At 67.1% G+C, this 24,548-nt stretch carries 30 protein-coding genes; 12 read left to right on the forward strand and 18 right to left on the reverse strand.

Annotated elements, in window-relative coordinates:
* The first annotated feature begins 2 nt into the window (after nucleotides 1-2).
* From NWF24_RS05145 to NWF24_RS05155, 3 genes are all read left to right on the forward strand, one after another.
* A complete protein-coding gene (locus NWF24_RS05145; protein ID WP_258353255.1) occupies nucleotides 3-827 on the forward strand; it encodes a DUF429 domain-containing protein in 825 nt (274 codons plus the stop codon).
* Between the two features lie 124 nt (nucleotides 828-951).
* Entirely contained in the window at nucleotides 952-1,149 is a 198-nt protein-coding gene (locus tag NWF24_RS05150) for a CsbD family protein (RefSeq protein ID WP_258353256.1), read from the forward strand.
* A gap of 65 nt (nucleotides 1,150-1,214) precedes the next feature.
* Entirely contained in the window at nucleotides 1,215-1,733 is a 519-nt protein-coding gene (locus tag NWF24_RS05155; RefSeq protein ID WP_258353257.1) for a BON domain-containing protein, read from the forward strand.
* Nucleotides 1,734-1,831: 98 nt separating this feature from the next.
* Here the strand turns inward: NWF24_RS05155 and NWF24_RS05160 are convergent, their stop codons facing one another.
* The 6 genes from NWF24_RS05160 to NWF24_RS05185 all read right to left on the reverse strand — a co-directional run bounded on the left by NWF24_RS05160 (nucleotide 1,832) and on the right by NWF24_RS05185 (nucleotide 5,415).
* Nucleotides 1,832-2,386: a ferritin-like domain-containing protein gene (locus NWF24_RS05160; RefSeq protein ID WP_093058056.1), complete on the reverse strand. Its 555-nt coding sequence runs from the start codon at nucleotides 2,384-2,386 to the stop codon at nucleotides 1,832-1,834.
* Entirely contained in the window at nucleotides 2,383-2,889 is a 507-nt protein-coding gene (locus NWF24_RS05165; RefSeq protein WP_258353258.1) for a hypothetical protein, read from the reverse strand. The genes NWF24_RS05160 and NWF24_RS05165 overlap by 4 nt, the downstream gene beginning before the upstream one ends.
* On the reverse strand, nucleotides 2,876-3,259 hold the full coding sequence (locus NWF24_RS05170; RefSeq protein ID WP_258353259.1) for a hypothetical protein: 384 nt from the start codon (nucleotides 3,257-3,259) through the stop codon (nucleotides 2,876-2,878). Before NWF24_RS05170 ends, NWF24_RS05165 begins: the two co-directional genes overlap by 14 nt.
* Before the next feature lie 41 nt (nucleotides 3,260-3,300).
* The gene (locus NWF24_RS05175) at nucleotides 3,301-3,678 is read right to left on the reverse strand and encodes a hypothetical protein (RefSeq protein WP_093058053.1); all 378 of its coding nucleotides are present in this window, start codon (nucleotides 3,676-3,678) and stop codon (nucleotides 3,301-3,303) included.
* A 53-nt stretch (nucleotides 3,679-3,731) separates the two neighbouring features.
* Entirely contained in the window at nucleotides 3,732-3,896 is a 165-nt protein-coding gene (locus tag NWF24_RS05180; protein ID WP_007837165.1) for a DUF1328 domain-containing protein, read from the reverse strand.
* A gap of 199 nt (nucleotides 3,897-4,095) precedes the next feature.
* A complete protein-coding gene (locus NWF24_RS05185) occupies nucleotides 4,096-5,415 on the reverse strand; it encodes a CHASE3 domain-containing protein (protein ID WP_258353260.1) in 1,320 nt (439 codons plus the stop codon).
* Nucleotides 5,416-5,546: 131 nt separating this feature from the next.
* Between NWF24_RS05185 and NWF24_RS05190 the strand changes: the two genes are divergently transcribed.
* On the forward strand, nucleotides 5,547-6,179 hold the full coding sequence (locus NWF24_RS05190) for a response regulator (protein ID WP_007837167.1): 633 nt from the start codon (nucleotides 5,547-5,549) through the stop codon (nucleotides 6,177-6,179).
* A gap of 52 nt (nucleotides 6,180-6,231) precedes the next feature.
* Here the strand turns inward: NWF24_RS05190 and NWF24_RS05195 are convergent, their stop codons facing one another.
* A complete protein-coding gene (locus tag NWF24_RS05195) occupies nucleotides 6,232-6,645 on the reverse strand; it encodes a response regulator (protein ID WP_258353261.1) in 414 nt (137 codons plus the stop codon).
* Between the two features lie 255 nt (nucleotides 6,646-6,900).
* Here NWF24_RS05195 and NWF24_RS05200 point away from each other — a divergent pair, with 255 nt between their 5' ends.
* On the forward strand, nucleotides 6,901-8,919 hold the full coding sequence (locus tag NWF24_RS05200) for an AsmA family protein (protein WP_258353262.1): 2,019 nt from the start codon (nucleotides 6,901-6,903) through the stop codon (nucleotides 8,917-8,919).
* Here NWF24_RS05200 and NWF24_RS05205 read toward each other — a convergent pair.
* From NWF24_RS05205 to gpmA, 3 genes are all read right to left on the reverse strand, one after another.
* Nucleotides 8,916-9,680, reverse strand: coding sequence for a HesA/MoeB/ThiF family protein (locus NWF24_RS05205; protein WP_258353263.1), 765 nt, complete (start codon nucleotides 9,678-9,680; stop codon nucleotides 8,916-8,918). The two genes, NWF24_RS05200 and NWF24_RS05205, sit on opposite strands and share 4 nt — an antisense overlap.
* 13 nt (nucleotides 9,681-9,693) lie before the next feature.
* Entirely contained in the window at nucleotides 9,694-11,136 is a 1,443-nt protein-coding gene (locus tag NWF24_RS05210) for a S41 family peptidase (RefSeq protein ID WP_258355242.1), read from the reverse strand.
* Between the two features lie 124 nt (nucleotides 11,137-11,260).
* Nucleotides 11,261-12,004 (reverse strand): 2,3-diphosphoglycerate-dependent phosphoglycerate mutase, encoded by a 744-nt coding sequence (gene gpmA, locus NWF24_RS05215; protein ID WP_093058049.1) that lies wholly within the window; start codon nucleotides 12,002-12,004, stop codon nucleotides 11,261-11,263.
* Nucleotides 12,005-12,109: 105 nt separating this feature from the next.
* Here gpmA and NWF24_RS05220 point away from each other — a divergent pair, with 105 nt between their 5' ends.
* From NWF24_RS05220 to nadA, 6 genes are all read left to right on the forward strand, one after another.
* Nucleotides 12,110-12,493, forward strand: a complete 384-nt coding sequence (locus tag NWF24_RS05220) for a rhodanese-like domain-containing protein (RefSeq protein ID WP_375338467.1) — start codon at nucleotides 12,110-12,112, stop codon at nucleotides 12,491-12,493.
* Between the two features lie 21 nt (nucleotides 12,494-12,514).
* Nucleotides 12,515-12,775: a glutaredoxin 3 gene (grxC, locus tag NWF24_RS05225; protein WP_258353264.1), complete on the forward strand. Its 261-nt coding sequence runs from the start codon at nucleotides 12,515-12,517 to the stop codon at nucleotides 12,773-12,775.
* 127 nt (nucleotides 12,776-12,902) lie between these two features.
* Nucleotides 12,903-13,367: a protein-export chaperone SecB gene (gene secB, locus NWF24_RS05230; RefSeq protein ID WP_093058046.1), complete on the forward strand. Its 465-nt coding sequence runs from the start codon at nucleotides 12,903-12,905 to the stop codon at nucleotides 13,365-13,367.
* Between the two features lie 34 nt (nucleotides 13,368-13,401).
* Nucleotides 13,402-14,442 carry an NAD(P)H-dependent glycerol-3-phosphate dehydrogenase gene (locus tag NWF24_RS05235; RefSeq protein WP_258353265.1) on the forward strand — a complete coding sequence of 347 codons (1,041 nt, stop codon included), beginning with the start codon at nucleotides 13,402-13,404 and terminating at the stop codon, nucleotides 14,440-14,442.
* 25 nt (nucleotides 14,443-14,467) lie between these two features.
* Nucleotides 14,468-15,346 (forward strand): carboxylating nicotinate-nucleotide diphosphorylase, encoded by an 879-nt coding sequence (gene nadC / locus NWF24_RS05240; RefSeq protein WP_258353266.1) that lies wholly within the window; start codon nucleotides 14,468-14,470, stop codon nucleotides 15,344-15,346.
* A gap of 7 nt (nucleotides 15,347-15,353) precedes the next feature.
* Nucleotides 15,354-16,472: a quinolinate synthase NadA gene (gene nadA, locus NWF24_RS05245; protein ID WP_258353267.1), complete on the forward strand. Its 1,119-nt coding sequence runs from the start codon at nucleotides 15,354-15,356 to the stop codon at nucleotides 16,470-16,472.
* A gap of 127 nt (nucleotides 16,473-16,599) precedes the next feature.
* On the opposite strand, the gene NWF24_RS05250 is transcribed toward nadA, so the two are convergent.
* From NWF24_RS05250 to NWF24_RS05280, 7 genes are all read right to left on the reverse strand, one after another.
* Nucleotides 16,600-16,962 (reverse strand): 6-carboxytetrahydropterin synthase, encoded by a 363-nt coding sequence (locus NWF24_RS05250; protein ID WP_258353268.1) that lies wholly within the window; start codon nucleotides 16,960-16,962, stop codon nucleotides 16,600-16,602.
* Nucleotides 16,963-17,000: 38 nt separating this feature from the next.
* Entirely contained in the window at nucleotides 17,001-17,639 is a 639-nt protein-coding gene (gene queE / locus NWF24_RS05255) for a 7-carboxy-7-deazaguanine synthase (RefSeq protein ID WP_258353269.1), read from the reverse strand.
* Nucleotides 17,636-18,475: a pantoate--beta-alanine ligase gene (gene panC, locus NWF24_RS05260; protein ID WP_258353270.1), complete on the reverse strand. Its 840-nt coding sequence runs from the start codon at nucleotides 18,473-18,475 to the stop codon at nucleotides 17,636-17,638. The genes queE and panC overlap by 4 nt, the downstream gene beginning before the upstream one ends.
* A gap of 15 nt (nucleotides 18,476-18,490) precedes the next feature.
* A complete protein-coding gene (panB, locus tag NWF24_RS05265) occupies nucleotides 18,491-19,387 on the reverse strand; it encodes a 3-methyl-2-oxobutanoate hydroxymethyltransferase (protein WP_258353271.1) in 897 nt (298 codons plus the stop codon).
* A 68-nt stretch (nucleotides 19,388-19,455) separates the two neighbouring features.
* Complete coding sequence (gene nadB / locus NWF24_RS05270; protein WP_258355244.1) at nucleotides 19,456-21,039, reverse strand: L-aspartate oxidase; 1,584 nt, start codon at nucleotides 21,037-21,039, stop codon at nucleotides 19,456-19,458.
* Nucleotides 21,040-21,072: 33 nt separating this feature from the next.
* Nucleotides 21,073-21,909 carry a segregation and condensation protein A gene (locus NWF24_RS05275; RefSeq protein WP_093058037.1) on the reverse strand — a complete coding sequence of 279 codons (837 nt, stop codon included), beginning with the start codon at nucleotides 21,907-21,909 and terminating at the stop codon, nucleotides 21,073-21,075.
* Nucleotides 21,910-21,984: 75 nt separating this feature from the next.
* Nucleotides 21,985-22,191 (reverse strand): DUF3460 family protein, encoded by a 207-nt coding sequence (locus NWF24_RS05280; protein WP_258353272.1) that lies wholly within the window; start codon nucleotides 22,189-22,191, stop codon nucleotides 21,985-21,987.
* A gap of 69 nt (nucleotides 22,192-22,260) precedes the next feature.
* Here NWF24_RS05280 and NWF24_RS05285 point away from each other — a divergent pair, with 69 nt between their 5' ends.
* Nucleotides 22,261-22,737 carry an outer membrane protein assembly factor BamE gene (locus NWF24_RS05285; RefSeq protein WP_258353273.1) on the forward strand — a complete coding sequence of 159 codons (477 nt, stop codon included), beginning with the start codon at nucleotides 22,261-22,263 and terminating at the stop codon, nucleotides 22,735-22,737.
* Nucleotides 22,738-22,749: 12 nt separating this feature from the next.
* Here the strand turns inward: NWF24_RS05285 and NWF24_RS05290 are convergent, their stop codons facing one another.
* Entirely contained in the window at nucleotides 22,750-24,429 is a 1,680-nt protein-coding gene (locus NWF24_RS05290) for a SulP family inorganic anion transporter (RefSeq protein WP_258353274.1), read from the reverse strand.
* Nucleotides 24,430-24,548 lie beyond the last annotated feature (119 nt).

Consider the following 24,548-nt stretch of genomic DNA (forward strand, 5'->3'; position numbering starts at 1 on the left):
CGATGGTGCTGTTCGGCTGCGACTTCTCCAGCGCGCCGACGGCACGCAAGCCGATCGTGATTGCGGTTGGTGAACTGGCCGGTGCCGACCGCGTCAGGCTGACCAGCCTGCATCGCTTCGCGACGCTCGACGCATGGGGCGAATGGCTATGCGCCACGCCGTCCTGGACCGGCGGTTTCGACTTTCCTTTCAGCCTGCCGCGCGAACTCGTCGAGCATCTGCGATGGCCGTTGCAGTGGGAGCCGCTGATGGCTCACTACGCCAGCCTGAGCCGTGCCGAAATCCGCGAGACCTTCGCTGCGTTCTGCGCGGCGCGCCCGGTCGGCGGCAAGTTCGCGCACCGTGCGACCGACGGGCCCGCGGGCTCCAGCCCTTCGATGAAATGGGTCAACCCGCCGGTGGCCTACATGCTCCATGCGGGCGTGCCGCGCCTGCTGGCCGCCGGTGCGCGCATTCCCGGCCTGCACGCAGGCAGCGGTGCCGACCGCATTGCGCTGGAGGCCTATCCAGGCCTGCTGGCGCGCGAGCTGATCGGGCGCCGCAGCTACAAGAGCGACGACCTGCAGAAGCAGACGTCCGAGCGGCACGCCGCACGCGATGACCTGCTGGCCGCGCTCGAGGCAGGGACAACCCGCCTCGGCCTGCGGCTTTCCATCACCAGGCCGCAGCGCGCCGAACTGCTGGCCGATGCCCGCGGAGATGACATCGACGCGGTGCTGTGCCTCCTGCAGGCAGCCTGGGGCCTGCAGCGCGCCGGCAGCCCCGGTTTGGGCCACGGCCTGCCGGAAGGGCTCGACCCGCTTGAAGGATGGATCGTCAGCGCCTGAGCCTTGTTGTCCTACACCGCTTCGGGCTTCCGTCGGCATTCGCCGTCACCGGCCGGGGCCTAGATTGAAATCAGTGGGTCATTTCGGCCCACGGATTTCACTACCCGAACAGGAAGGAAGCGACATGAACAAGGACCAAGTGGCAGGCCGCGTCGAGGAAGCCAAGGGCAAGCTGAAGGAAGCCGCCGGCAAGGTCGTCGGTAACGAAAAGCTCGAGGGCGAGGGCATTGCCGACCAGGCTGCCGGCAAGGTGCAGAAGACCTACGGCGACGTCAAGGAAAAGGCCAAGGACGCGATCAAGTCGGGCGCCGACAAGTTGTGACCGAACAGGGCGGCGGGCACACCCCGCAGCCCTTTTCCATCTCCGTGAGTGACTGGAGGATTCCCATGAACAAATCGAATCAACACATCGCCATGCCGCATTCGCGCGCGTGGCTTGCCGTGCTCGTGGCCGGCGCGGCGCTGACGCTGGCCGCCTGCGACAAGTCCGACAACCGCACTGCGGGCGAGAAGCTCGACAGCGCAGTGGCAAAGACCGAGCAGGCCGCCGATACAGCGGCCGCCAAAACCGGCCAGGCCGTCAAGGACGCCACGGCCAAGGTTGAGTCGTCCGGCACCACTGCCGAGGTGAAGGAAGGCATGGCCAATGCCAAGGAAGCCGCCAAGGATGCCGGCGCGGCGATGAGCGCGACGGTGAACGACGCCGCCATCACGGCTTCCGTGTCCGCGGGCCTGGCCAAGGATCCGGACCTGAGCGCGATCAAGATCAACGTCGACACCAAGGCCGGCGCGGTGAGCCTGAAGGGCCCGGCACCCACGGCGGCAGCCAAGGCGCGCGCCGAAGAGATCGCCAAGGGCGTGCAGGGCGTGACGTCGGTGGACAACCAGCTCGAAGTGAAGGGCTGATCGATCGCCCTGGCGAGCTTTACTCGTCCACCCATGAAAAAGCCCGGTCGAACCGGGCTTTTTCATGGGCGGGGCACGCAGCCCCCGATTGGTTCAGTTCAGTGACCGAGCCAGTCCTTCAGCTCGTCGGCATGCTCTTCCTCGTCCGAGAGGATGTCTTCGAGCATGCGGCGCGTGGTCGGATCCTTGTCGCCGATCAGCGCGATCATCTGGCGGTACGACTCCACCGCGATGCGCTCCGCGATCAGGTTGGCGCGCACCATCGATTGCAGGTCGGTCGACTCGTCGTAAGCCGCATGGCTGCGCTCCAGCAGGTGCGAGGGCGCAAAGTCGGGCTCGCCGCCGAGCTGCACGATGCGCTCGGCAATGCGGTCGGCATGGCCCGACTCTTCGTTGGCATGCACCAGGAACTCGTCGGCGATGGCGGGCGATTCGACGCCGTTGGCGGTGAAGTAGTGGCGCTTGTAGCGGAGCACGCAGACCAGCTCGGTGGCCAGCGCATCGTTCAGCAACTGGACGACGTCGTCGCGCCAGGGGCCGTAGCTGGGGGTGACGGCGCCGTCGTCGAGGCTCTTGCGCGCGGCATCGAGGCCGCCTTGGTCGAGCACCAGGTGCTTGTGTCCGTTGGTCTTGGAGGAAACATCGGCTTTCATGGAGGGTCCTTTCGTGGGGGGCTTGGGGTCTTCTGCATCAACGTGTTGACCAGGTCAGCCACGTCGGATGTCTTCAGTACCGCCGCCAGCACGGCCGTGGCCGACAACAGTCGCCATGGCCTGACGAGCACCAGCACCGCGCCGGTGGCAGCGGCCGCCGCCATCAGCTTGGCCGGCTCCTTGCGCGCGTAGTGCTCGAGCAGCGGACGCGCCAGCTGGCCGACCGCATGCGCGGGATGCCGGCGCCACCAGCGCTCCACCACGCTGCGGCCCACACCGAGCCACACGTTGTTTCTTCCTCCTCCTTCTCTTCTTTCTCTTTCTCCTCGCGGGTTGCGCGGGTGCTGGTCATGCGGCGGCGCAGCCGAGGTTTCGTGCTGCGCATATTCCAGATCGTCGTTGTCGGGTGCGTCCGCGCCGTCGTTCAGCTGCCGCACAAGCGCGCGGCGCGAGAGGGCTAGGCGCTGCTGCGGAGTAAGGAGATGACGTTCAGCGCTGGCCATGGCGGGCTCCGGTGTCGCGCAAGGCCTGCAGGTCGGCGTCGAGCTGAGAGCGCAGGTCGTCGAAACCGTAGCCTGGCACGGGCCGCGTCGCATACCACGCGCAAATGGCCGCGATCACCACCGCCACGGCCGGCACGGCCACCAGCACCCAGTGAAAGCTGCCGTGCATCACGCCGAGCAGCACGGCCACGCCTATGAGCCCGAGGGCCAGCGTGGCGCTGGCCACTGCCAGCAAGGCCGCGACGAGCCGGGCGACGAGGCCGCGCCCCGCCTGCGCGGATTCCTGGCGGACGAGGGCGGCGTAGTTGGCGAGATGTTCAGCAACGAGATCCGGATGCCCGAGCACCGTGGAAAAAATCGGATGAAGCATGGTGCCGGGAACCGGTGCAGCGACGGAAATTCAGCGGCGAATCAATAGTCGTCCCGGCTGCGGCGGCTGGCCAGCACGATGAGTGCCGTGATGGCTGCGCCGGCGGCTGCGGCCAGCAGCACGGAGCGCACCGGCTGGTCGGAGATGTAGCGGCCGGTGACGTCGGCGGCCTGTTCGATGCGGCGCTGTGCACGCGCGCTGGTGGTGGACGCGGCGTCCAGGCCGCGCTGAACGGCTTGCTGCACGCGGGCTGCCAGCTGCTCGACGCCCGGTTCGGCATCGCGTTGCAGGTCGCGGACCTTTTCGCCCGCCGCATTCACCGCGTTCTGTGCGTAGGCGCGGGTGGTTTCGACCGCTTCACGCGCGGTCTGGCGCACGTCGTCGGCGAGTTGCGAGGGAGTCTTGGTCGTCGTGTTCATGTGAGGTCCTTTCCGGAAAAATGAAATGCGCAAGCCTGTTGATCGTAACGACGCTACTTGCGTCGTAGCAAGCCGGCAAGGAAGCTCGCAATAGCGAGGATCGCGAAGATCACGAAAAGGATCTTGGCAATGCCCACCGCGCTGGCGGCGATGCCGCCGAACCCGAACAGGGCCGCGATCAGGGCTATGACCAGAAACACCACGGCGTAATGCAGCATGTGGAACTCCTTCGAGGCTTGCCTCGTCGTTATGAAAAACCATCGCATCCGCAGCCTCGCGCAGAGGCTTCGGATGGCATGGGTGCAACCTTAAGTGGGGGCATGCCCTCGACCTGTCAGCGGCCAGGGGCGGGGTGCGTAGGAGATGGCCGAGTCGCTCTGCGCCGGTATGTGCAGAAGTGCCGCTCCTGCAGGCGGCTCAGGCCGGCTTGACGACGGGGAGCATGGCGCTCAGGCGGGTGCCCGTGCCCGGCGTCGACGAGACCGTGAGCTTGCCGCGCGCCGCCTCCACCCGGTGCCGCATGCCCGCGAGGCCGTGCGTCGACGGGCGCATGCGCTGCGTGTCGAAGCCCTTGCCGTTGTCCGCCACTTCCACGATGACGTGGTTGTCGTAGTTCTTCAGCACGATGGTGGCTTCGCTGGCCTCGGCGTACTTGCTGATGTTGGTGAGGCTTTCCTGGACCATGCGATAGATGGTGAGCTGGCGCGACTCGTCCATGGTCACCGGCTCCAGCACCATCTCGACCTGCAGGCCGGAGCGTTCCCCGAACTCGCGCCCCAGGATTTCCAGCGAGGCGACCAGCCCCAGGTTGGAGAGCGAAGACGGCCGCAGGTCTTCGATGATGCGGCGCTTGAGCGCGATGCCGCTGTTGAGCAGGTCGGTCAGGTGCTGCAGCCGCTGGATCGCGTCAGGCGAGTCCGCCAGCCGCGACTTCAGCCGCGCCACGTCCAGCTTGGCGGCGGTGAGCAGAGAGCCCAGCTCGTCGTGCAGCTCGCGCGCAAGATAGCCGCGCTCGGTCTCGCGCACGTCCTGCAGGTGGGTGGCCAGCTCGGCCAGCGAGGCGGTGCGCTCGCGCACCTCGTCTTCCAGCGCATTGCGCTCGCGCTGCAAGGCCTCCTGCTGGCGCTCGCCGATGGAGTGCAGCGCGTGCGTCTGGCGCAGGTACAGGAAGAAGGCGAACAGCGCGGCCAGCGCCACGATGGCGGTGCCGATGCGCGCCAGCTGCAGCGAGCGCAGCACCTGCTCCTGGCTCTGGTGCAGGGTGACGTTGCTGATCTTCACCAGCTCGCCCGCCGTCGCGCGGATGGAGTCCATCTCCTCGCGGCCCACGTCGGTCGTGATGACGAACTTCCAGGCGTCTTCCTTGCCGTCCTGGCGCAGCCGCACGCTCATGTCCATCTCGGCCACCTTGCGCAGCACGTGCTTCGACAGCTCGGCCAGCTGGGTGAGTTCAGCCGGGCGGCCGGCGTACAGCCGGCGCAGGGTCGCGAGCTGGCCGTCGACCTGCTTGACCGCGTCGTCATAGGGTTTTCGGTAGTTGGCCTCGCCGGTCAGCAGGTAGCCTCTCTGGCCGGTTTCGGCATCCAGCATGTTCTGCAGGATCTGGTTGAGCGCGCCCCGCATCTGCTGCGCCTCGTCGATGTCGGCGAGGGCGCGGCTCGACTGCCGGTAGCCGGCCTCGTTGATGCCGACGAGGGCCAGCGCAGCCAGCGCCGCGAGCAGCAGGCTCACGGCCATTCTTGGAGGGGCTAACCAGTGCATGAAACTTTCGAGGCTGCGTACTACGCAAGTTCGTGAATAATTGACAACAATCAGGGACCCGGTATGTTGCGACCCGCATGTCCGCAACACAACGAAGAAAGTAACAGATGATCAAAATCGGAATTGTGGACGACCACGCCATCGTGCGATCGGGCCTCCGGCAGTTCTTCTCCGAGCACGTGGACCTGCGCGTGGCGGGTGAAGCAGCCAGCGGCCGCGAGGCCATCGAGCTGGTGCGCACCACGGAGCTGGACGTTCTGGTCATGGACCTTTCGATGCCCGGTCAAAGCGGTATCGACGCGCTCGCCATGATCCGCGCCAAGGCGCCGGACGTGGGCATCCTCATATTGAGCGGATACCCCGAAGAGCACTACGCGATGAACCTGATCCGCCAGGGCGCGAGCGGCTACCTCAACAAGGAGTGCGATCCCATCGAGATCGTCAACGCCATCCGCACCATCTCGCTGGGCCGCCGCTACATCACGCCCGCCGTGGCTGAACTGCTGGCCCGCCAGCTCGACCGCAAGGACGACGCCGCGCCGCACGAGCAGCTCTCGGAGCGTGAGTTCCAGGTGTTCCTGAAGCTCGCCAAGGGCGAGACTGCCGGCGACATCGCCAAGACGTTGTCGCTGTCGGTGAAGACCGTGAGCACCTACCGCACGCGCCTGATGGAGAAGATGAACCTCTCCTCCAACAGCGACCTCACCTACTACGCGCTGAAGAACAAGCTGATCGATTGAGATCGGCCAGGGAGCGGAAAGAGTGGGGAGGGGGCCCAACGCGGCTTCTTCCTCAACCCGCCCCGGGAGCCCCGGGCGAGGGGTGCAAGGCCTTGGCCTGCAAGATGCAGAAGTCGACCAGCGCGTCGATTTCGTTCGACTTGTCGAACACCGCGTCGACCCCGAATTCGGCGCAGCGCCGCCGGATGTCGGGCGTCGCATAGTTGCTGAGCACCACCACCTTCTGCACCGGCTTGCGCGACTGGCAGGCCTGGAGCACGCCCAGGCCGCTGCCCTGCTTGAGAAAGAGATCGACGATGACGAGATCCCACTCGCCATCGTGGCCGAGCAGCCATGCGCGTGCGCCGCTTTCGGTTTCGGCGAAGCCGACGACCGTGGTGGAGGTGAGTTCTTCCAGCGTGCCAATGAGGTTTTCACGGATCGTGAGGTTGTCTTCGACGACGTAGGTCTGCAATCTGGAATCCATGCCGAACCGCGCTTCCTCTGAGGTTGGCAGGCGCATCCGCAGCGCCCCTCTGGTGCAAATGCCTGCCAGTGTGGACTTTGAGGCGTTGCGGTGGCAGATCATGCAAGCTTCGGCGCGTGGCTCTTGTAGGCGAGGTCCGACGCGTGCCCTCGCAAGGTCGCGAAAGTCTGCAAAGTGCATTCGTAGGCAATGCCTCACGGTTTCTGCGGCCCACCGCCGACCCGGGCGGCGCGATCATCCGAGTTACAACGACCCATGGCAACGAACGCAATGAACATCCTGCGCAACCGACCGCTCTGGCAGAAGCTGGTGGCTTGCGTAGTGCTGCTGTTCGCGGCGCTGGTCATCGGGCTTGCCTTCTTTCCCTGGGACATGCTGCGCGAGCCGGTCAACCGCTATGTCAGCGAGAAGACCGGGCGCAAGTTCGAGATCACGCGGCGGCTCGACGTGGGCCTTGGCTGGCGGCAGGCCACGGTCAAGTTCGACGGCATCGAGTTCGCCAACCCCTCGTGGGCGCGCGATCCCTACCTGGTCAAGGCGGATCGCGCCGAGTTCGACATCCGCATCTGGCCGCTGATCGCCAGCAAGATCGTCATTCCGCGGCTCGCGCTCTTCTCGCCCACGCTGGGCCTGCAGATGGAGGCGGACGGGCGCCGCACCTGGGCGCTCGGCAAGGACACCTCCGATGGCGGCACCGTGCCCAGCATTGGCCTGATGCAGGTCGACACCGGCGCGGTCGACTTCCTGGCCAAGCACCTGGGAGTCGACCTGCACGCCGACCTGAGCTACGACAGCAGCCGCGGCGAGATGCCGCTCAATTACCGCATCAAGGGCCGCTACAAGGGGCAGCCGCTGACCGCCAGCGGACGCACCGGCAACGTGCTGCAGATCAACGCCGCGGGTGCGCCGCCGTTTCCGATGGAGATCAACGCGGCCGCCGGCCAGACACAGCTGAAGGCCGCCGGCACCGTGGCCGAGCTGTCGGGGCTCGACGGCATCGACGCAAAGTTCGAGATCAAGGGCCAGACGCTGGGCGCCCTGTTCCCGTTGCTGGGCATCGCGCTGCCGCAGACCTCGCCCTATGCCCTGAGCGGCAACCTGGGCAAGCGCGGCAAGCTGTGGGCAGCCACTGGCCTCAAGGGCAGGCTGGGCCTGTCCGACATCGCCGGCGACATGCGCTTCGACCAGGCCGGCCAGCTTCCGCATCTGGCGGGCGACCTGCGCTCGCGCGTGATGGACATGGACGACCTCGGCCCGCTGATCGGCCTGCCGCCCACGGCGCGCACCGCCAGCACCGTGGAAGGCGTAGCCCCGCCGCCCACCATCACCCAGGTCAAGCGTCCGGGCGGCAAGGTGCTGCCCACGGCGCCGCTCGACTTCGAGCGCCTGCGCGCGATGAATGCCGACGTGAAATACACGGCAGACCGCATCCAGAATGTGCGCGACATCCCGCTCGATCGCGGCAGCGTGCAGGTCAAGCTGGCCGATGGCGTGCTCACGCTCGACCCGCTCGATCTGGGCGTGGCCGGAGGCAAGCTGGGCGGTGCGATCCGCATCGACGCATCGAAGAACCCGGCGGACATCCGCGCCTCGCTCGACGTGCGGGCGATGCAGCTCGCCCGCCTGTTCCCCAAGCTCGAAACCACGGGCAACAGCGTGGGGCGACTGGACGGGCGCATCAACCTCTCGGGTTCCGGCAACAGCGTGGCCAACTGGCTGGGGGGCGCGTCGGGCGACGTGGCGGTCATTTCGGGGCGTGGCCAGTTCGGCAACCTGTTGCCGGTGTTCGCGACGCTGGTGGGCGGCGACATCATCAAGTTCCTGCTGCGCGGCGATCGCAACGTCGAGCTGCGCTGCGCGGCCCTGGCCTTCGACGTGAACAAGGGGCTGATGACCGGGCGCACGCTGGTGGTGGACACGACCAACGCCGTGTTCATCGCCACAGGCCAGGTCAACCTCGCGACCGAGGGGCTCGACTTCGTGGTCCGTCCGGAGCCCAAGAGCAAGAGCATCCTGTCGATCCGTACGCCATTGGTGGTGAGCGGCACCCTCGGCGATCCGAAGGGTGGCGTGGAGGTCGTTCCCCTGGCGGGGCGCGGGCTGGCTGCGCTGGCGCTGGGCGCCATCAATCCGCTGCTGGCGCTGGCCGCGACCATCGAGCCCGGTCCGGGCGTGGATTCCGATTGCAAGGGCGTGCTGGCGCAGGCCAACAAGCCCACGGCCGGGGCGGCGGCCAACGGCGCTGCCCGCGCAAAAGGGGCAAAGCAGCCTTAGAGGGGAAGGGCGGGGCGCTGCGCGCAGACGCTGCAGTGCGGGTCGCGCGCCACGCGCAGCGTGTCGAAAGAGGTGCTGCGCCCGTCGAACATCAACAGCTTGCCCGCCAGCGACGGGCCGATGCCGGCAAGCAGCTTCAACGCCTCGCTGGCCTGCAGCGTGCCGATGGTTCCGACCACGGGGCCGAACACTCCGAGCACTGCACAGCGCGTTTCCTCGAAATCCGCATCGGGCGGGAACAGGCAGGCATAGCAGGGCGAGGCGGCGTCGCGCGTGTCGTAAACGCTCAGCTGGCCATCGAAACGGATCGCCGCGCCCGCCACCAGCGGCTTGCCGTGGGCCACGCAGGCGCGGTTGACGGCCTGCCGGGTGGCGAAGTTGTCGCAGCAGTCGACCACCACGTCGGCCTGTGCGACCAGGCGCGACAGCAGCGCCTCGTCGGCGCGCAGGGCGTGGGTTTCGATGGCGATGTCGGGGTTGATGTCGCGCATGGCCTGCGCGGCGGATTCGACCTTGGCGAGGCCCACACGCGCGTGGGTGTGGGCGACCTGGCGCTGGAGATTGGTGAGATCGACCTCGTCGTCGTCGACCAGCACGATGTGGCCGACCCCCGCTGCCGCAAGGTACAAGGCCACCGGCGAACCCAGTCCGCCGGCGCCTATGACGAGAACCCGTCCGGCACTGACGCGCTCCTGCCCGTCGATGCCGAATTCCTCCAGGAGGATGTGGCGCGAATAGCGCAGCAGCTGGCTATCTTCCATGCGCCACCGGCTCTCAGTTCTCTTTCTTCTCTTCCTTGTTGTCGACGATGACCTGCGTCTTGCTGACCAGCACCGGCTGGCCCTTCAGGCGATTGAGCGCCTGCACCAGCGGGAAGTCCTTGTCGGTGCCGAACTCGGGCACCTTGCGGTCCTGCGGCGGCTTCTTGGCTTCTTCCTCGAGGCGCTTGCGGGCTTCGTCGCGGGCCTTTTCGCGTTCCGGATCCTTGACTTCGGGGCCCTGACCGCTGGCCAAGTGCTTTTCGAGGTCGGCCTCGCGCATGCGCAGGGCGGCAAACGGGCTGCCTTCGGCACTTTCGTCGATCAGCACGTTGGGCACGATGCCCTTGGCCTGGATTGAGGTGCCGCTCGGCGTGTAGTAGCGCGCCGTGGTGATCTTCAGGCCGGTGTCCGGGCCGAGCGGGCGCACTGTCTGCACCGAGCCCTTGCCGAAGGTCTGGCTGCCCATGATGGTCGCGCGCTTGTGGTCTTGCAGCGCGCCGGCCACGATTTCGCTGGCCGAGGCCGAGCCTTCGTTCACCAGCACCACCAGCGGCACGCTCTTGAGCGCGGCCGGCAGGCTGCGTAGCGGGTCGCTGCCCGAACGGCGCTGATAGAACTCCGGCGCCGCCTTGTAGACCGACTTGCTTTCGGCCAGCTGGCCGTCGGTGGTGACCACCGTGACGTTCTCGGGCAGGAAGGCCGACGACACTGCCACAGCCGCGTCGAGCAGACCGCCCGGGTCGTTGCGCAGGTCGAGCACCAGGCCCTTGAGGTTCGGGTCTTCCTTGTACAGGTCGTCGATCTTCTTGACGAAGTCGTCGACGGTGCGTTCCTGGAACTGCGACAGGCGGATCCAGCCGTAGCCGGGCTCCATCATCTTGCCGCGGACCGACTGCGTGCGGATCTCTTCGCGCGTGATCGTCACCGGGAAGGTGCGGCTTTCGTCCTTGCGGAAGATGGTCAGCAGCACCTTGGTGTTGGCTTCGCCGCGCATGCGCTTGACCGCCTCGTTCAGCGACAGGCCGCGCACGGCGGTGTCGTCGATCTTGGTGATCAGGTCATTGGGCTTCAGGCCGGCGCGGAAAGCCGGGGAGCCTTCGATGGGCGAGACAACCTTGATCAGGCCGTCTTCCTGCGAAATCTCGATGCCCACGCCGACGAAACGGCCGGTGGTGCCTTCCCTGAATTCCTTGAAGGATTTCTTGTCGAAGTACTGGGAATGCGGGTCGAGCCCGGCAACCATGCCCGAAATGGCGTCGGAGATGAGCTTTTTCTCGTCGACCGGCTCGACGTAGTCGCTCTTGACCATGCCGAAGACGGCAGCGAGCTGCTGCAATTCCTCGAGCGGCAGTGGCGCAAGCGAACCGCGTGCGACTGTCTGCAACGAGACGGTGGTCAGGACGCCTGCTACGGCGCCGGCGGCGACCCAGCCGGTGATCTTCAGTTTCTGGCCCATCATGAGTGGTTGTCCTTGTCGGCGGCTGTCGAATCAATATACACAGCTTGGAAGCAATTTGTTTGCCGGGGTTCCACGGATGGAGCGCCGGGCAGGGGCATTCAGGGCGGTCTTTACCGTCTTTTCAGCCCTTACCTTGCGATGCCACCGCTGCGGCTGCCTTTTCGGCGGCTGCGGCATCGCCTAGATAGTAGTGGCGCAGGGGCTTGAGGTCGTCGTCGAGCTCGTAGACCAGCGGAATGCCGTTCGGGATGTTCAGGCCGACGATGGCGTCGTCGGAGATGCCGTCGAGGTACTTCACCAGCGCCCGGATCGAATTGCCGTGGGCCGCCACGACCAGGCGGCGCCCGGTGCGGATGGCAGGCGCCATCGACTCGTTCCAGAAGGGCAGCACGCGCGCCACCGTGTCTTTCAGGCACTCGGTCAGCGGAATCTGTTCAGGCGCCAGCTTGGCGTATCGCACGTCGCTGCGCTCGCTGCGCGGGTCATCGGCTTCCAGGGGCGGGGGCGGGGTGCCATAGCTGCGGCGCCAGACCAGCACCTGCTCGTCGCCGTACTTCTTGGCGGTTTCGGCCTTGTTCAGGCCTTGCAGGCCGCCGTAATGGCGCTCGTTCAGGCGCCAGGAATGGACCACGGGCAGCCAGGTGCGGTCGAGTTCGTCGAGCGTGTGCCACAGGGTGCGGGTGGCGCGCTTGAGCACGCTCGTGTAGGCAACGTCGAAGTCGTAGCCTTCGGCCTTGAGCAGCCGGCCGGCCTGCTTGGCCTGCTCCACGCCGGTCTCGGTCAGGTCGACGTCGGTCCATCCGGTGAAGCGGTTTTCTAGATTCCAGGTGGATTCGCCGTGACGGATCAATACCAGTTTGTGCATGTGGGAGGCCTTTGGCTGCGCTTGCGAAACCTCGCATTCTAAAATCCCCGGTTTGCCATTCAAGGAACCCCCGTGAAATTGATCGAATTCGTCACCGCGAACTGGATGCTGATCCTGATCGCGCTCAGCTCGGGAGCCATGCTGGCCTGGCCGCTGGTGCGGGGGGCGGGCGGCGGAACGCTCACGGCGCAGGGTGCCGTGCAGCTCATCAACCGCGAGCGCGCGGTGCTTGTCGACGTGCGCGAGGCGGAAGAATTCGCCACCGGCCACATGATCGGCGCCAAGAACATTCCCCTGAACCAGCTCGAGGAAAAGCTCGCCGGCGCGGTCAAGAACAAGACCGTGCCGCTGCTGCTGGTGTGCGCCACTGGCGCCCGCGCTCAGCGCGCCGTGGCCATGGCCAAGAAGCTGGGCTACGAGCAGGCCCAAGCCGTGGCCGGCGGGCTGAAAGCCTGGAAAGACGCTAACCTGCCCGTTGAAAAGGCCTGAAATCTCCCCGAGATAGAGCGTATGCAAGCAGTCAAGATGTACACCACCGCCGTTTGCCCCTACTGCACGCGTGCGAAGCAAATCCTGAAGTCCAAGGGCGTCGAGCAGATCGAAGAGATCCGCATCGACACCGACCCCCAGGCCCGCAACACCATGATGGAAGTCACCCAGCGCCGCACGGTGCCGCAGATCTTCATCGGCGACACCCACGTGGGTGGCTGCGACGACCTGATGGCCCTCGACAGCCGCGGCGGCCTCGTTCCGCTCCTGCAGGGCGCCTGAAACACAAAGCAACCGGCGTCACGGAAGTGGCGCGGTCGCCGGGCGATAATCGTCCGCTCATCCATCTGCAGCCCGCTGCGGGAACCTCTCCCCGGCGGGCATTGTTTTGATCCTCGAAAGTTCAGCCATGGCCGACCAGCAAGCCCAAGATCCCGTTTTCCAGATCCAGCGCGTCTACCTCAAGGACCTGTCGCTCGAACAACCCAATTCGCCCGCGATCCTGCTGGAGCAGGAGCAGCCCACCGTCGACATCCAGCTCGGCGTGGACGCCCAGCCCGTGACCGACGGCATCTTCGAGATCACCGTGTCGGCCACCGTGCAGACCAAGATCGGCGACAAGACCGTGTTCCTGGTCGAAGCCAAGCAGGCCGGCATCTTCGAAATCCGCCACCTGCCGGAAGAGCAGATGGGCGCCATCCTGGGCATCGCCTGCCCGCAGATCGTCTACCCGTACCTGCGCGGCAACGTGGCCGACGTGATCCAGCGCGGCGGCTTCCCGCCCGTGCACCTGGCCGAAATCAACTTCCAGGCGATGTACGAGCAGCAGCAGGCGCAGGCCGCCGGCCAGGCTGCGCCGACCCTGGCGCAGTAAACAGCGCCCAACGCCCTCGATGTCGCCAACGCCGATGAAGATCTGCGTTCATGGCGCCGGTGCCTGGGGCACGGCAGTCGCTGTCAACGCGGCGGCTCGCCACGAGGTCACGCTCTGGGCGCGCGATTCCGCCCAGGCCGACGCCATGTCGGCCGCGCGCGAAAACACCCGCTACCTGCCCGGGCTGGCACTGCCGGCCTCGCTTGCCGTGCGCGCGGGCGACATCGGCCAGGCGCAGGCCGGTGCCGACCTCGTCATCGTGGCCACCCCCATGGCCGCCCTGCGCGAACAGCTCATCGCACTGCGCGGTACGAACGCGGCGGTAGCGTGGCTGTGCAAGGGCGTCGAGCCCGCGCTCGACACTTCTCCCGCATCCTTCGGCCTGCTCGCCCACGAAATCTGGGCGCAGGTTGCTCCTGATTTGAGAGCGGGCGTGCTCAGCGGCCCCAGCTTCGCGCAAGAGGTCGCCGAAGGGCGCCCGACCGCGCTGGTGGCCGCCAGCCCGCATGCCGCCGTGCGCGACACGCTGGTCGATGCCTTCCACGGCCCCGCGCTGCGCGTCTACGCCAACGAGGACATCGTGGGCGTGGAAGTGGGCGGCGCCGTCAAGAACGTGCTGGCCATCGCCACCGGCCTGTGCGACGGCCTCGCGCTCGGGCTCAACGCCCGCGCGGCGCTCATCACCCGCGGCCTCGCCGAAATGACGCGCTTCGGCCTCGCGCTGGGCGCCCGCGCCGAAACCTTCATGGGCCTTTCGGGCCTGGGTGACTTGGTGCTGACCTCCACCGGCGACCTGTCGCGCAACCGCAAGGTCGGGCTGCTGCTGGCGCAGGGCCGCACGTTGGCGCAGGCTGTCGATTCGCTGGGCCATGTCGCCGAAGGCGTGTACTGCGCCCGCACCGTGGTGCAGCGCGCGCGCGGCCTCGGCATCGAGATGCCGATCGCCGAAGGCGTGGTCGCCTTGCTCGACGGCCGCGTGAGCCCGCAAGATGCGGTGGCCGCCCTGACCGGCCGTGACCCGGTGCCGGAATCCGTGCCGCCCGGCGCCGCGGCTTCCCCTCGCCATTCCTCTTGATAAAAAAACGCAGAGACAAAGAGCCATGAGCCTTCGCTTTGATTTTTCAGCGTCGGCCGTGGCCGCGCTGGCCCTGTCCGATGCCACCCGCGCATTGCAGGAAGACGTCGCCGACGGCGACCTCACCGCGTCGCTGGTCGACCCGGCCCGCACCGCCCGCGCCCGCGTACTGGCGCGCGAATCCGCCGTCGTGTGCGGCGCACCCTGGGTCGAGGCCACTTTGCGGCAGCTCGATTCGCAAGTGCGCATCCACTGGCTTTGTGCCGAAGGCGAACGCTGCGCGGCCGACCAGCCCGTGCTCGAAATCGAAGGCGCCGCCCGCGCGCTGCTGACGGCCGAGCGCACCTCGCTCAACTTCCTGCAGTTGCTGAGCGCGGTCGCCACCAAGACCGCCCTCTACGCCGACGCCGTGCGCGGCACGCGCGCCCGCATCGTCGACACCCGCAAGACCATTCCGGGCCTGCGGCTGGCGCAGAAGTACGCGGTGCGCACCGGCGGTGGCCTGAACCACCGCATCGGCCTCTACGACGCCGTGCTCATCAAGGAAAACCACATCGCCGCAGCCGGTGGCGTGGCTGCGGCCCTGCGCGCAGTGGCGCCGGTGGCCTCGCAAGCCGCTTTCGTCGAGGTCGAGGTCGAAACCTTGGCCCAGCTGCGCGAAGCGCTGGAAGCCGGCGCGCGCATGGTGCTGCTCGACAACATGGACCTGCCCACGCTGCGCGAGGCCGTTCGCATCAACGACGAAGCCGGCGAAGACCGCAAGGCTGTGCTGGAGATATCCGGTGGCGTCACACTGGACGGTCTGCGCGCACTGGCCGAAACCGGTGTAGACCGTATTTCGGTCGGCGCGTTGACCAAGGATGTCAAAGCCATCGACTACTCGATGCGTTTCCTGGAAAGCTGATCCGCCCATGTCGTCTCCGGTCATCGACGTCGACTACGAGCAGCCTGCCGCAAAGGCCGGCGCAGTCTGCGACACGCGCCACGCCTGGGCCCGAGTGCCGGTCGAGCCTTCGCCCGACGAGCGCATCGCGCTGAAGGAGCGCATTCGCCGCCTGCTGCGCGAGCGCAACGCGGTGATGGTGTCGCACTTCTACGTGCACCCTGACCTGCAGGACCTTGCCGAGGAAACCGGCGGCATCGTGAGCGATTCGCTCGAAATGGCGCGCTTCGGCCGCGACCACGCCGCGCAGACGCTGGTGGTGTCGGGCGTTCGCTTCATGGGCGAGACCTCGAAGATCCTCTCGCCCGAAAAGCGCGTGCTGATGCCCGACCTCGACGCGAACTGCTCACTCGACCTGGGCTGCCCGGTCGAACAGTTCAGCGCCTTCTGCGACCAGCACCCCGACCGCACCGTGGTCGTCTACGCCAACACCAGCGCGGCCGTGAAGGCACGCGCCGACTGGCTGGTCACCTCCAGCTGCGCGCTCGACGTGGTGAACGCGCTGCACGCGGCGGGGCAAAAGATTCTCTGGGGCCCCGACCGCCACCTGGGCGACTACATCCAGCGCCAGACCGGCGCGGACATGGTCAGCTGGAACGGCGCCTGCATCGTGCACGACGAGTTCAAGGCGCTGGAGCTCGAACTGCTCATGAAGGAGCATCCGAAGGCGAAGGTGCTGGTACACCCGGAGTCGCCGTCTGACGTGATTGCGCTGGCGGACGCGGTGGGCTCCACCTCGGCCATCCTGAACGCGGCGCAGCGCATGGACGCCAGCGAATTCATCGTTGCCACCGACAGCGGCATGCTGCACAAGCTGCGCACGCTGAACCCCGGCAAGACCTTCATCGAGGCGCCCACGGCGGGCAACGGCGGTACCTGCAAGAGCTGCGCGCATTGCCCATGGATGGCGATGAACGGGCTGGTCGAGCTGGCGAATGCGCTGGAAACGGGCGCGGGCGAGATTCACGTCGACCCGGTGCTGGGGTTGAGGGCGCGGGTGCCGATCGACCGGATGCTGGCGTTTACCGCCGGGCTGAAGAACGGGCAGGCGCCGGGTAGCCTGGTCGCTGGCATCGGCGCCGCCTGAAGCGTTGTTCCCTCTCCCGCTTGCGGGAGAGGGCTAGGGTGAGGGCGAGGGCCTCACAACATCGCGCGGCCTTTGATGCCGCTAACCCTCACCCCAACCCTCTCCCCAAGGGGAGAGGGAGCAAGACCTAGAAGTCCACAGTGCAGGAGTCGCCCAGCGCCTCGCGCCACACGCGCACGCGCGCCAGCGATGGCCGCAGGTCGGGCAGCGCATCAGCGATGAACACGCACAGGTTCTCCAGCGTCGGCGGATGCAGCCCCGGCACATCGTCCAGCAAGTGATGGTCCAACTGCTCACGCACCTCTTCCAGCCGCCGGCGCAGCAACCCCAGATCGATCACCATCCCCGTCACTGGATCGCGCTCGCCCGCAAGCCACACCTCCGCGTGGTACGTGTGGCCGTGGATACGGCGGCTGCCTTCGACTTCGATCTCGCGCTTCAGCGTGTGAGCGGCGTCGAAGAAAAAGCGTTGGCTGATGGTGAATCGCATCGTCAAAAAAGAAACTCTGGAGGAAAAGGGCCGCCGTCTCAGCGGATGCCAGTGATCTTGTGGGTTTGCACGCTCAGGCGCCAAACCGGCTGCTTCATGCATTCGGCAATGCAAAGCTCGGTGTTCGCGACCCGGTCGGGCCCGTCCATCGGCTGCAGGAAGCGGTGCGTGAACTCGCCGGTGCGCGCCATCGTGTCGAGGTTGAACTCGGTCTGTGGCCATACCAGCTTCAGCTCCTGGCCGCGCTGCTGCACCCACGGCGCGCCGGCCTTGGGGCTGATGCACAGCCAGTCGATGCCTTCGGGCGCCTCGACTGTGCCGTTGCTCTCGACCGCGATGCGGAATTGCCGCGCGTGCAGCGCGTCGACCAGCGCCGCGTCCACCTGCAGCAGCGGCTCGCCGCCGGTCAGCACCACGAGCCGGTGGTCGGCATCGGTGGCGGGCCATTGCGCGGCGATGGTGTCGGCGAGCAGGTCGGCGGTCTTGAACTTGCCACCCAGCGTGCCGTCAGTGCCTACGAAATCGGTGTCGCAGAAACGGCAGACGGCGGAGGCTCGATCTTCCTCGCGGCCCGTCCAGAGGTTGCAGCCTGCAAAGCGACAGAACACGGCCGGCATGCCCGCCTGGCCGCCTTCGCCTTGCAGGGTGTAGAAGATTTCCTTGACGCTGTAAGTCATGGCGCAGGGGAGTCGATCTCGAGGTTGTCGATCAGCCGCGTGCTGCCCAGGCGCGCCGCGGCCAGCGCCACGAGTGGTTCACCCGCGGCCGGTGCCTGCAGGTCGGCACGGCGCCGCAGCACGAGATAGTCCGGCTGCCAGCCGCGCTCGGTCAGCGTCTGCATGGCCCGCGCTTCGATCGCGGCCAGGTCGCGATCGCCCGAGCGCACCGCCTCGGCCATCGCCTTCAGCGCCTTCGACAGCTGCACCGCCACGGCGCGTTCGCTCTCGCTCAGGTAGCCGTTGCGCGACGACAGCGCGAGGCCGTCGTCGGCGCGGAAAGTCTCGCTACCCACGATCTCGATGGGCAGCGCGAATTGCCGCACCATGTGGCGGATCATCATCAGCTGCTGGTAGTCCTTCTTGCCGAACACCGCCACGCGCGGCTGCACGCACTGAAAGAGCTTCATCACCACCGTGCACACGCCGATGAAGAAGCCGGGGCGGAAGTGCCCTTCGAGGATGTCGGCCAGCGCCGGGTCAGGGTGCACCTTGCACGTCTGCGGCTCGGGGTAGAGCGCTTTCTCATCCGGCGCGAACAGCACGTCGCAGCCGGCTGCGCGCAGCTTCTCGCAGTCACTGTCCCAGGTGCGCGGGTAGGTGTCGAAGTCTTCGTGCGGCAGGAACTGCAGGCGGTTGACGAAGATGCTCGCCACCGTCACGTCGCCCAGCGGCTTGGCCTGCTTCACCAGGGCCAGGTGGCCGTCGTGCAGGTTGCCCATGGTGGGGACGAAGGCGGGGCGCTTGAAGGCGGCCAGGTGGTCGCGAAGTTCGGCGATGGTGTGTGCGATGTACATGAGAGGTTTCCTTCCTTACCAGGCGTGAAGTCGGTCGTCGGGGAAGCTGCCGTCCTTGACGGCCTGCACGTAGGCCTTGAGGGCGGGCAGCACGCCCGGCGCGTCGGCCATGAAGTTGCGCACAAACTTCGGCATCTTCCCGAGGTTGATGCCAAGCATGTCGTGCAACACCAGCACCTGCCCAGCGGTGGCTTTGCCGGCGCCGATGCCGATGGTGGCGCAGTGCTTCAGCTCGGCCGTGAGTTCGGCGGCCAGCGCGGCCGGCACCATCTCGAGCACCAGCATGGCGGCGCCCGCGTCCTGCAGCGCGTGGGCCTGCTGCTTCAGCAGCGCACCGGCGGCGTCGCCCTTGCCCTGCACGCGGTAGCCGCCCAGTGCATGCACCGTCTGCGGCGTCAAGCCGAGGTGGGCGCACACCGGGATGCCGCGCTCGACCAGGAAGCGCACGGTCTCGGTGGTCCAGCCGCCGCCCTCGAGCTTGACCATGTGCGCGCCGGCCTGCATCAGCACCGTGGCGCTGCGCAGCGCCTGTTCGCGCGATTCCTGGTAGCTGCCGAAGGGCAGGTCGGCAATCAGCCAGGTCGTGCCTTGCACGCGGCGCAGGCCGCGCGAGACGCTGTCGGTGTGATAGCGCATGGTGTCCAGGCTCACGCCCACCGTGCTGTTCAGGCCCTGGCAGACCATGCCGAGCGAATCGCCGACCAGCAGGCAGTCGATGCCCGCGGCGTCGGCCATGGCCGCGAAGGTGGCGTCGTAGGCCGTGAGCATGGCGATCTTCTCGCCGCGCGCGTGCATGTCGGCCAGGCGCGGCAGGCTCACGGGCTTGCGCGAGGCAGGCGGGGAGGCCGGCGGCAGCGTGCCGTAGGGCGAAGCGGGCGGCGTGTCGGTGATTGGGGGCGTGGTGTTCGACATGGTTGGGTTTCTCCCTGCGGGCGTCGGTGGCCGGGCATCCTTGAGTGAAGAAAACGAAGCGGGTGGGGCTATCGGTCGTCCGGCGGCACCAGCACCGTGGGTGCGGTGGGCTCGGCGAGCGAAGGATAGTCGCGGCTGAAATGCAGGCCGCGGCTCTCGTGGCGGGCCTGCGCGGAACGAACGATCAGCTCGGCCACCTGCACCAGGTTGCGCAGTTCGAGCAGGTCGCGCGTGACGTGGAAGTTCGCATAGAACTCCTGGATCTCGGCCTGCAGCAGCGCGATGCGGTGGCTCGCGCGCTCCAGGCGCTTGTTGGTGCGCACGATGCCGACGTAGTCCCACATGAAGCGGCGCAGCTCGTCCCAGTTGTGCGAGATGACCACGGCTTCGTCGGCGTCGGTGACGCGGCTGTCGTCCCAGGCGGGCAGCTCGGCGCGCTCGCGTGCCGGCGCGGCGGCGATAGCGCCGGCAGCCGCGCGCGCGAACACCATGCACTCGACCAGCGAGTTGCTGGCGAGCCGGTTGGCGCCGTGCAGGCCGGTGCAGGCGGTCTCGCCGATGGCGTAGAGGCCCGGGATGTCGGTGCGCCCGCTCAGGTCGCTGAGCACGCCGCCGCAGGTGTAGTGCGCGGCCGGCACCACCGGAATGGGCTCGCGCGTGATGTCGATGCCCAGCTCCAGGCAGCGCGCCAGGATGTTGGGGAAGTGTTCCTTCAGGAACGCTGCCGGCTGGTGCGAAATGTCGAGGTGCACGCAGTCGAGGCCGTGCTTCTTCATCTCGAAGTCGATCGCACGGGCCACCACGTCGCGCGGCGCGAGTTCTGCACGCTCGTCGTGCTTCGGCATGAAGCGGGTGCCTCCCGCCGATTCGGGCAGCTTCAGCAGCCCGCCTTCGCCGCGCACCGCCTCGCTGATCAGGAAAGACTTGGCGTGCGGGTGATACAGGCAGGTCGGGTGGAACTGGATGAACTCCATGTTCGACACCCGGCAGCCCGCGCGCCACGCGGCGGCAATGCCGTCGCCGGTGGCGGTGTCGGGGTTGGTGGTGTACAGGTACACCTTGCCCGCGCCGCCAGTGGCCAGGATGGTGTGCGGCGCGCGGAAGGCCAGCACCTCGTCGGTCTTGTCGTCGAGCGCGTAGAGGCCCAGGCAGGCCGGGTCATCGAGCCCGATCTTGGGCCCGGTGATCAGGTCGACCAGAGTGTGGTGCTCGAACAGCGTGATGTTCAGCGTGCGCCGCACCCGCTCGATCAGCACCTGCTGCACGGCCGCGCCGGTGGCGTCGGTCACGTGCACGATGCGGCGCTGGCTGTGGCCGCCTTCGCGCGTCAGGTGCAGTCCGCCATCTTCTTCCGAGAAGGGCACGCCCAGCTCGCGCAGCCAGCTGATGGCCTCGGGCGCATGCTCGACCACGAAGCGCGTAGCCTCGGGGTCGCACAGGCCGGCGCCGGCCACCAGCGTGTCTTCCACGTGTGCGTCGAAGCTGTCGCCCGCCGCCAGCACGGCCGCAATGCCGCCTTGCGCCCATGCGCTGGAGCCGTCGTTCAGCGCGCGCTTGGTCAGCACGGCCACGCGGTGCGTGGGCGCCAGGTGCAGCGCGGCCGAGAGGCCGGCCAGGCCGCTGCCGACGATGAGAACGTCGAAGTCGCGCACGACGGAAGTCACTGGGTATGGGGACCGGTTGGATCAGGCTGGCGAATAAGCCAATCTGACGTAGATAGGGGCGAAGGCTTCCGCCTGCGTGATTTCGATCAGCGTTTCCTTCGCGAGCTCCAGCATCGCGATGAAGGTGACGATCAGCACGGGCGTACCGCGCGACACGTCGAACAGCTTCTCGAATTCGACGAAGCGCTGTCCCTGCAGGTGGCGCAGCACGATGCTCATGTGCTCGCGCACGTTGAGCTCTTCACGGGAGATCTTGTGGTGCTGCACGAGCTTGGCGCGCTTCATGATGTCGGCCCACGCGTCGCGCAGCTCGACCACGTCCACGTCGGGAAAGCGCGGCTTCAGCGACTGCTCGATGTAGACCTGCGCCTTCCAGAAGTCGCGGCCGTACGTGGGCGTGGCGCTGAGGGCGGCGGCCTGCAGCTTGGTCTGCTCGTATTCGAGCAGCCGGCGCACGAGCTCGGCGCGCGGGTCTTCAGCCTCTTCGCCGTCGGCCACCTTCTTGGGCGGCAGCAGCATGCGCGACTTGATCTCGATCAGCATCGCGGCCATCAGCAGGTACTCGGCCGCGAGTTCGAGGTTGGTCTGGCGAATCTCGTCGACGTAGCTCAGGTACTGCCGCGTGAGCCCCGCCATCGGGATGTCGAGGATGTTGAAGTTCTGCTTGCGGATCAGGTAGAGCAGCAAGTCCAGCGGGCCTTCGAAGGCCTCCAGGAACACCTGCAGCGCCTCGGGCGGGATGTACAGGTCCTTCGGCATCGCGAACAGCGGCTCGCCATAGAGCCTCGCGAGCGCGACCTGGTCGACCACGTCGGGCATGTCGACCACCAGCGTGCCGTTGTCCTCGTCGCTCTTCATCGGGCTGTTGCTATCGTTTCAATAGCGACCAGCGCAATGCGGACGGGCGCGTGCTGCCAAATCGGCATTGGGGAATTACTTGGCCTGGGTCTGGTAGACGTACGGCTGCATCGGAATGCGGGCTTCGCTGTACTCCTCGAGCAGGCTGCGGTCGAGGTGCTTGTCCCAGAGGAGGGCGCGGCCGGCGCGCTGCTCGGCTTCCAGCGTTGGCTTCTTTTCCTTCATCTCCTCGATGAAGTTCGTGATCTCGGAGGTGTAGTGGGGGCGGCGGAAGATGGACATAGACTGGACCTTTATGACGCGAATTTTACCGGGGACGGCATGAAGCAACGGCGAGGATGGCAGATCGGCATGGCAACAGGGTTTCTAGCGGCGGTGATGGCTCTCGTGGGATGCGACTCGAAGAACATCTCCGAGCTTGAAGAAGGCGTGTCCACAGAGGCCGACGTACGCGCCCGTTTCGGCCAGCCCGAGAACGTCTGGGACGCCCCGGGCGGCGGTCGCGTGTTCGAGTACAACCGCCAGCCGGCGGGCCAGAAGAACTACATGATCACCATCGGTGCCGACGGCAAGATGAGCGCGCTGCGCCAGGTGCTCACGCCCGAGAACTTCGCCAAAGTGCAGCCCGGCATGATGATGGAAGACCTGCGCAAGATGCTGGGCAAGCCCGCCAAGGTCACGCCCTATGCGCTCAAGCGCGAGACCGAATGGGAATGGCGCTGGGTGCAACCGCCGAACTCGGCCATGGTCTTCGCCGCCACGCTGAACGACGACCAGCGCGTGGTGCGCAGCGGCTCCTCGCCTGACCGGGGCACCGAAGCGCCGTAGCTTCCCTGGCGGCTACGCGCCGTGCGACGCGCCGGGCTGGCCCGTCGTCAATTCCTCGGCAAAGCCCGAACGCACCAGCACCTCGAGCGGTTGCGGCTGCAGCGACTCGATGCGCAACAACCCGTCGCGCGCCAGCACCGCCCTGTGCAACTGCCGCAGTGCATCGACACCGGTGGCGTCGAGGTAGATGAGGTGCGTGGCGTCCAGCACCACCGTCATGCCGCGCGGCGCGCGCTCGGCGGCGTTCACCGCCTCGTCGAGCTTGGCCGCCGCGCCGAAGAACAGCGCGCCGTAGAGGCTGTAGGTAAGCACCGGCGGCTGCAGCGTCACCAGTTCGACGCTGAACAGTCCGTTCATGCGCCGGATGAAGAGGGCGCAGGCCAACACGATGCCCACCTGCACCGCCACCGTCAGGTCGAACACCACCGTGAGGAAGAAGGTGCCCAGCATCAGCAGCCGGTAGTGCCGGCTGAAATGCCGCAGCTGCGTGGGCGTGAACTCGCGCCACTCGCCCATGTTCAGGCCCACGAACACCAGAATGCCCGCCAGCACCGCGAGCGGCACGTGGCGCGCCAGCGGCGCAGCCAGCAGCACCACCGCCAGCAGCGTGATCGCATGCACGATGCCCGCGATCGGCGAGGTGCCGCCCGAACGAATGTTGGTGACCGTGCGCGCGATGGTGCCGGTGGCCGGCATGCCGCCGAAGAAGGGTGTGACGATGTTCGCGATGCCTTGTGCCATCAGCTCCTGGTTGGGGTCGTGGCGCGGCTGGCCGCTGAGCTGGTCGGACACGCGCGCGCACAGCAGCGACTCGATGGCGCCGAGCAGCGCGATGGTCAGCGTCGGCGTCACGAGCTGCTTCACCGTCTCCCACGAGAAATCGGGCAGCGCAAAAGCCGGCACGCCTTCAGGAATGCCGCCGAAGCGCGTGCCGATGGTTTCCACCGGCAGCTCGAAGCCCCATGACACCAGCGTGAGCGTGACCAGCGCCACGATGGGCCCCGGCATGCGCGCGCCCACCTGCACGGCACGCGTGCGCGCCACGCGGCCAGCAACGCGCAGCACCGCGGTGCCCACCTTCGAGTCGCTGCGCAGCAGCAGCGGCCACAGCAGCAGCCCTGCCACGCAGGCGATGCCGAGCCCGAAGGCGTAGGGATTGAAAGTGCCGATCTGCAGCGCCATCGCGTGCAGCTGCGAGAACACGTCGGCCGGCATCTTCGCCACAGTCAGCCCGAGCAGGTCTTTGAGCTGCGACAGCAGGATCAGCACCGCGATGCCGTTGGTGAAGCCCACCACGATCGACAGCGGCACGAAGCGCACCAGCCGCCCCAGCCCGAACAGCCCCGCCATGAACAGCAGCACGCCCGCGCAGGCGGTGGCAATCAGCAGGTTGGCCACCCCGTAGCGCTCGACGATGCCGTAGACGATCACGATGAACGCTCCCGCCGGCCCGCCGATCTGCACCGCCGAGCCACCCAGCAGCGAGATCAGGAAGCCCGCGATGATCGCCGTCCAGATGCCCGCCTCGGGCTTGAGCCCCGAGGCGATGGCAAAGGCCATGGCCAGCGGCAGCGCGACGATGCCGACCGTGGCGCCCGCGCCCAGGTCCTTGAAGAAGCGCTCGCGGTCGTACCCCGCGAGCGCGTCCATCAGGCGTGGGCGGAAGCGGGTGAGATTCAGCGGAGAGTGCATGGGTCGTTCATTGTGGACTGCCCCCCGGCCGTGCAGCGGGCTGCGGACGGGTGAGTCATGCCGATGCGAACTTTCGCTCAACTTATCCGGAACAAAGGATCCCGATACATTTTTGACAT

The organism is Variovorax paradoxus (genome assembly GCF_024734665.1).
Lineage (GTDB): Bacteria > Pseudomonadota > Gammaproteobacteria > Burkholderiales > Burkholderiaceae_C > Variovorax.

Excerpts from the sequence above, each read along its gene's own strand:
- NWF24_RS05210 (WP_258355242.1), bottom strand. The coding sequence starts at position 11,136 with ATGGGCCAGAAACTGAAGATCACCGGCTGGGTCGCCGCCGGCGCCGTA.
- NWF24_RS05170 (WP_258353259.1), bottom strand. The coding sequence starts at position 3,259 with ATGCTTCATCCGATTTTTTCCACGGTGCTCGGGCATCCGGATCTCGTT.
- NWF24_RS05160 (WP_093058056.1), bottom strand. The coding sequence starts at position 2,386 with ATGAAAGCCGATGTTTCCTCCAAGACCAACGGACACAAGCACCTGGTG.
- NWF24_RS05185 (WP_258353260.1), bottom strand. The coding sequence starts at position 5,415 with ATGGCCGTGAGCCTGCTGCTCGCGGCGCTGGCTGCGCTGGCCCTCGTC.
- NWF24_RS05220 (WP_375338467.1), top strand. The coding sequence starts at position 12,110 with ATGCTGATCCTGATCGCGCTCAGCTCGGGAGCCATGCTGGCCTGGCCG.
- NWF24_RS05150 (WP_258353256.1), top strand. The coding sequence starts at position 952 with ATGAACAAGGACCAAGTGGCAGGCCGCGTCGAGGAAGCCAAGGGCAAG.
- NWF24_RS05180 (WP_007837165.1), bottom strand. The coding sequence starts at position 3,896 with ATGCTGCATTACGCCGTGGTGTTTCTGGTCATAGCCCTGATCGCGGCC.
- NWF24_RS05205 (WP_258353263.1), bottom strand. The coding sequence starts at position 9,680 with ATGGAAGATAGCCAGCTGCTGCGCTATTCGCGCCACATCCTCCTGGAG.
- queE (WP_258353269.1), bottom strand. The coding sequence starts at position 17,639 with ATGACTTACAGCGTCAAGGAAATCTTCTACACCCTGCAAGGCGAAGGC.
- NWF24_RS05195 (WP_258353261.1), bottom strand. The coding sequence starts at position 6,645 with ATGGATTCCAGATTGCAGACCTACGTCGTCGAAGACAACCTCACGATC.
- NWF24_RS05285 (WP_258353273.1), top strand. The coding sequence starts at position 22,261 with ATGGCAACAGGGTTTCTAGCGGCGGTGATGGCTCTCGTGGGATGCGAC.
- panC (WP_258353270.1), bottom strand. The coding sequence starts at position 18,475 with ATGTACATCGCACACACCATCGCCGAACTTCGCGACCACCTGGCCGCC.
- nadA (WP_258353267.1), top strand. The coding sequence starts at position 15,354 with ATGTCGTCTCCGGTCATCGACGTCGACTACGAGCAGCCTGCCGCAAAG.
- NWF24_RS05190 (WP_007837167.1), top strand. The coding sequence starts at position 5,547 with ATGATCAAAATCGGAATTGTGGACGACCACGCCATCGTGCGATCGGGC.
- NWF24_RS05155 (WP_258353257.1), top strand. The coding sequence starts at position 1,215 with ATGAACAAATCGAATCAACACATCGCCATGCCGCATTCGCGCGCGTGG.
- NWF24_RS05145 (WP_258353255.1), top strand. The coding sequence starts at position 3 with ATGGTGCTGTTCGGCTGCGACTTCTCCAGCGCGCCGACGGCACGCAAG.
- nadC (WP_258353266.1), top strand. The coding sequence starts at position 14,468 with ATGAGCCTTCGCTTTGATTTTTCAGCGTCGGCCGTGGCCGCGCTGGCC.
- NWF24_RS05235 (WP_258353265.1), top strand. The coding sequence starts at position 13,402 with ATGAAGATCTGCGTTCATGGCGCCGGTGCCTGGGGCACGGCAGTCGCT.
- NWF24_RS05250 (WP_258353268.1), bottom strand. The coding sequence starts at position 16,962 with ATGCGATTCACCATCAGCCAACGCTTTTTCTTCGACGCCGCTCACACG.
- secB (WP_093058046.1), top strand. The coding sequence starts at position 12,903 with ATGGCCGACCAGCAAGCCCAAGATCCCGTTTTCCAGATCCAGCGCGTC.
- gpmA (WP_093058049.1), bottom strand. The coding sequence starts at position 12,004 with ATGCACAAACTGGTATTGATCCGTCACGGCGAATCCACCTGGAATCTA.
- grxC (WP_258353264.1), top strand. The coding sequence starts at position 12,515 with ATGCAAGCAGTCAAGATGTACACCACCGCCGTTTGCCCCTACTGCACG.
- panB (WP_258353271.1), bottom strand. The coding sequence starts at position 19,387 with ATGTCGAACACCACGCCCCCAATCACCGACACGCCGCCCGCTTCGCCC.
- NWF24_RS05275 (WP_093058037.1), bottom strand. The coding sequence starts at position 21,909 with ATGAAGAGCGACGAGGACAACGGCACGCTGGTGGTCGACATGCCCGAC.
- NWF24_RS05290 (WP_258353274.1), bottom strand. The coding sequence starts at position 24,429 with ATGCACTCTCCGCTGAATCTCACCCGCTTCCGCCCACGCCTGATGGAC.
- NWF24_RS05175 (WP_093058053.1), bottom strand. The coding sequence starts at position 3,678 with ATGAACACGACGACCAAGACTCCCTCGCAACTCGCCGACGACGTGCGC.
- NWF24_RS05165 (WP_258353258.1), bottom strand. The coding sequence starts at position 2,889 with ATGGCCAGCGCTGAACGTCATCTCCTTACTCCGCAGCAGCGCCTAGCC.
- NWF24_RS05200 (WP_258353262.1), top strand. The coding sequence starts at position 6,901 with ATGGCAACGAACGCAATGAACATCCTGCGCAACCGACCGCTCTGGCAG.
- NWF24_RS05280 (WP_258353272.1), bottom strand. The coding sequence starts at position 22,191 with ATGTCCATCTTCCGCCGCCCCCACTACACCTCCGAGATCACGAACTTC.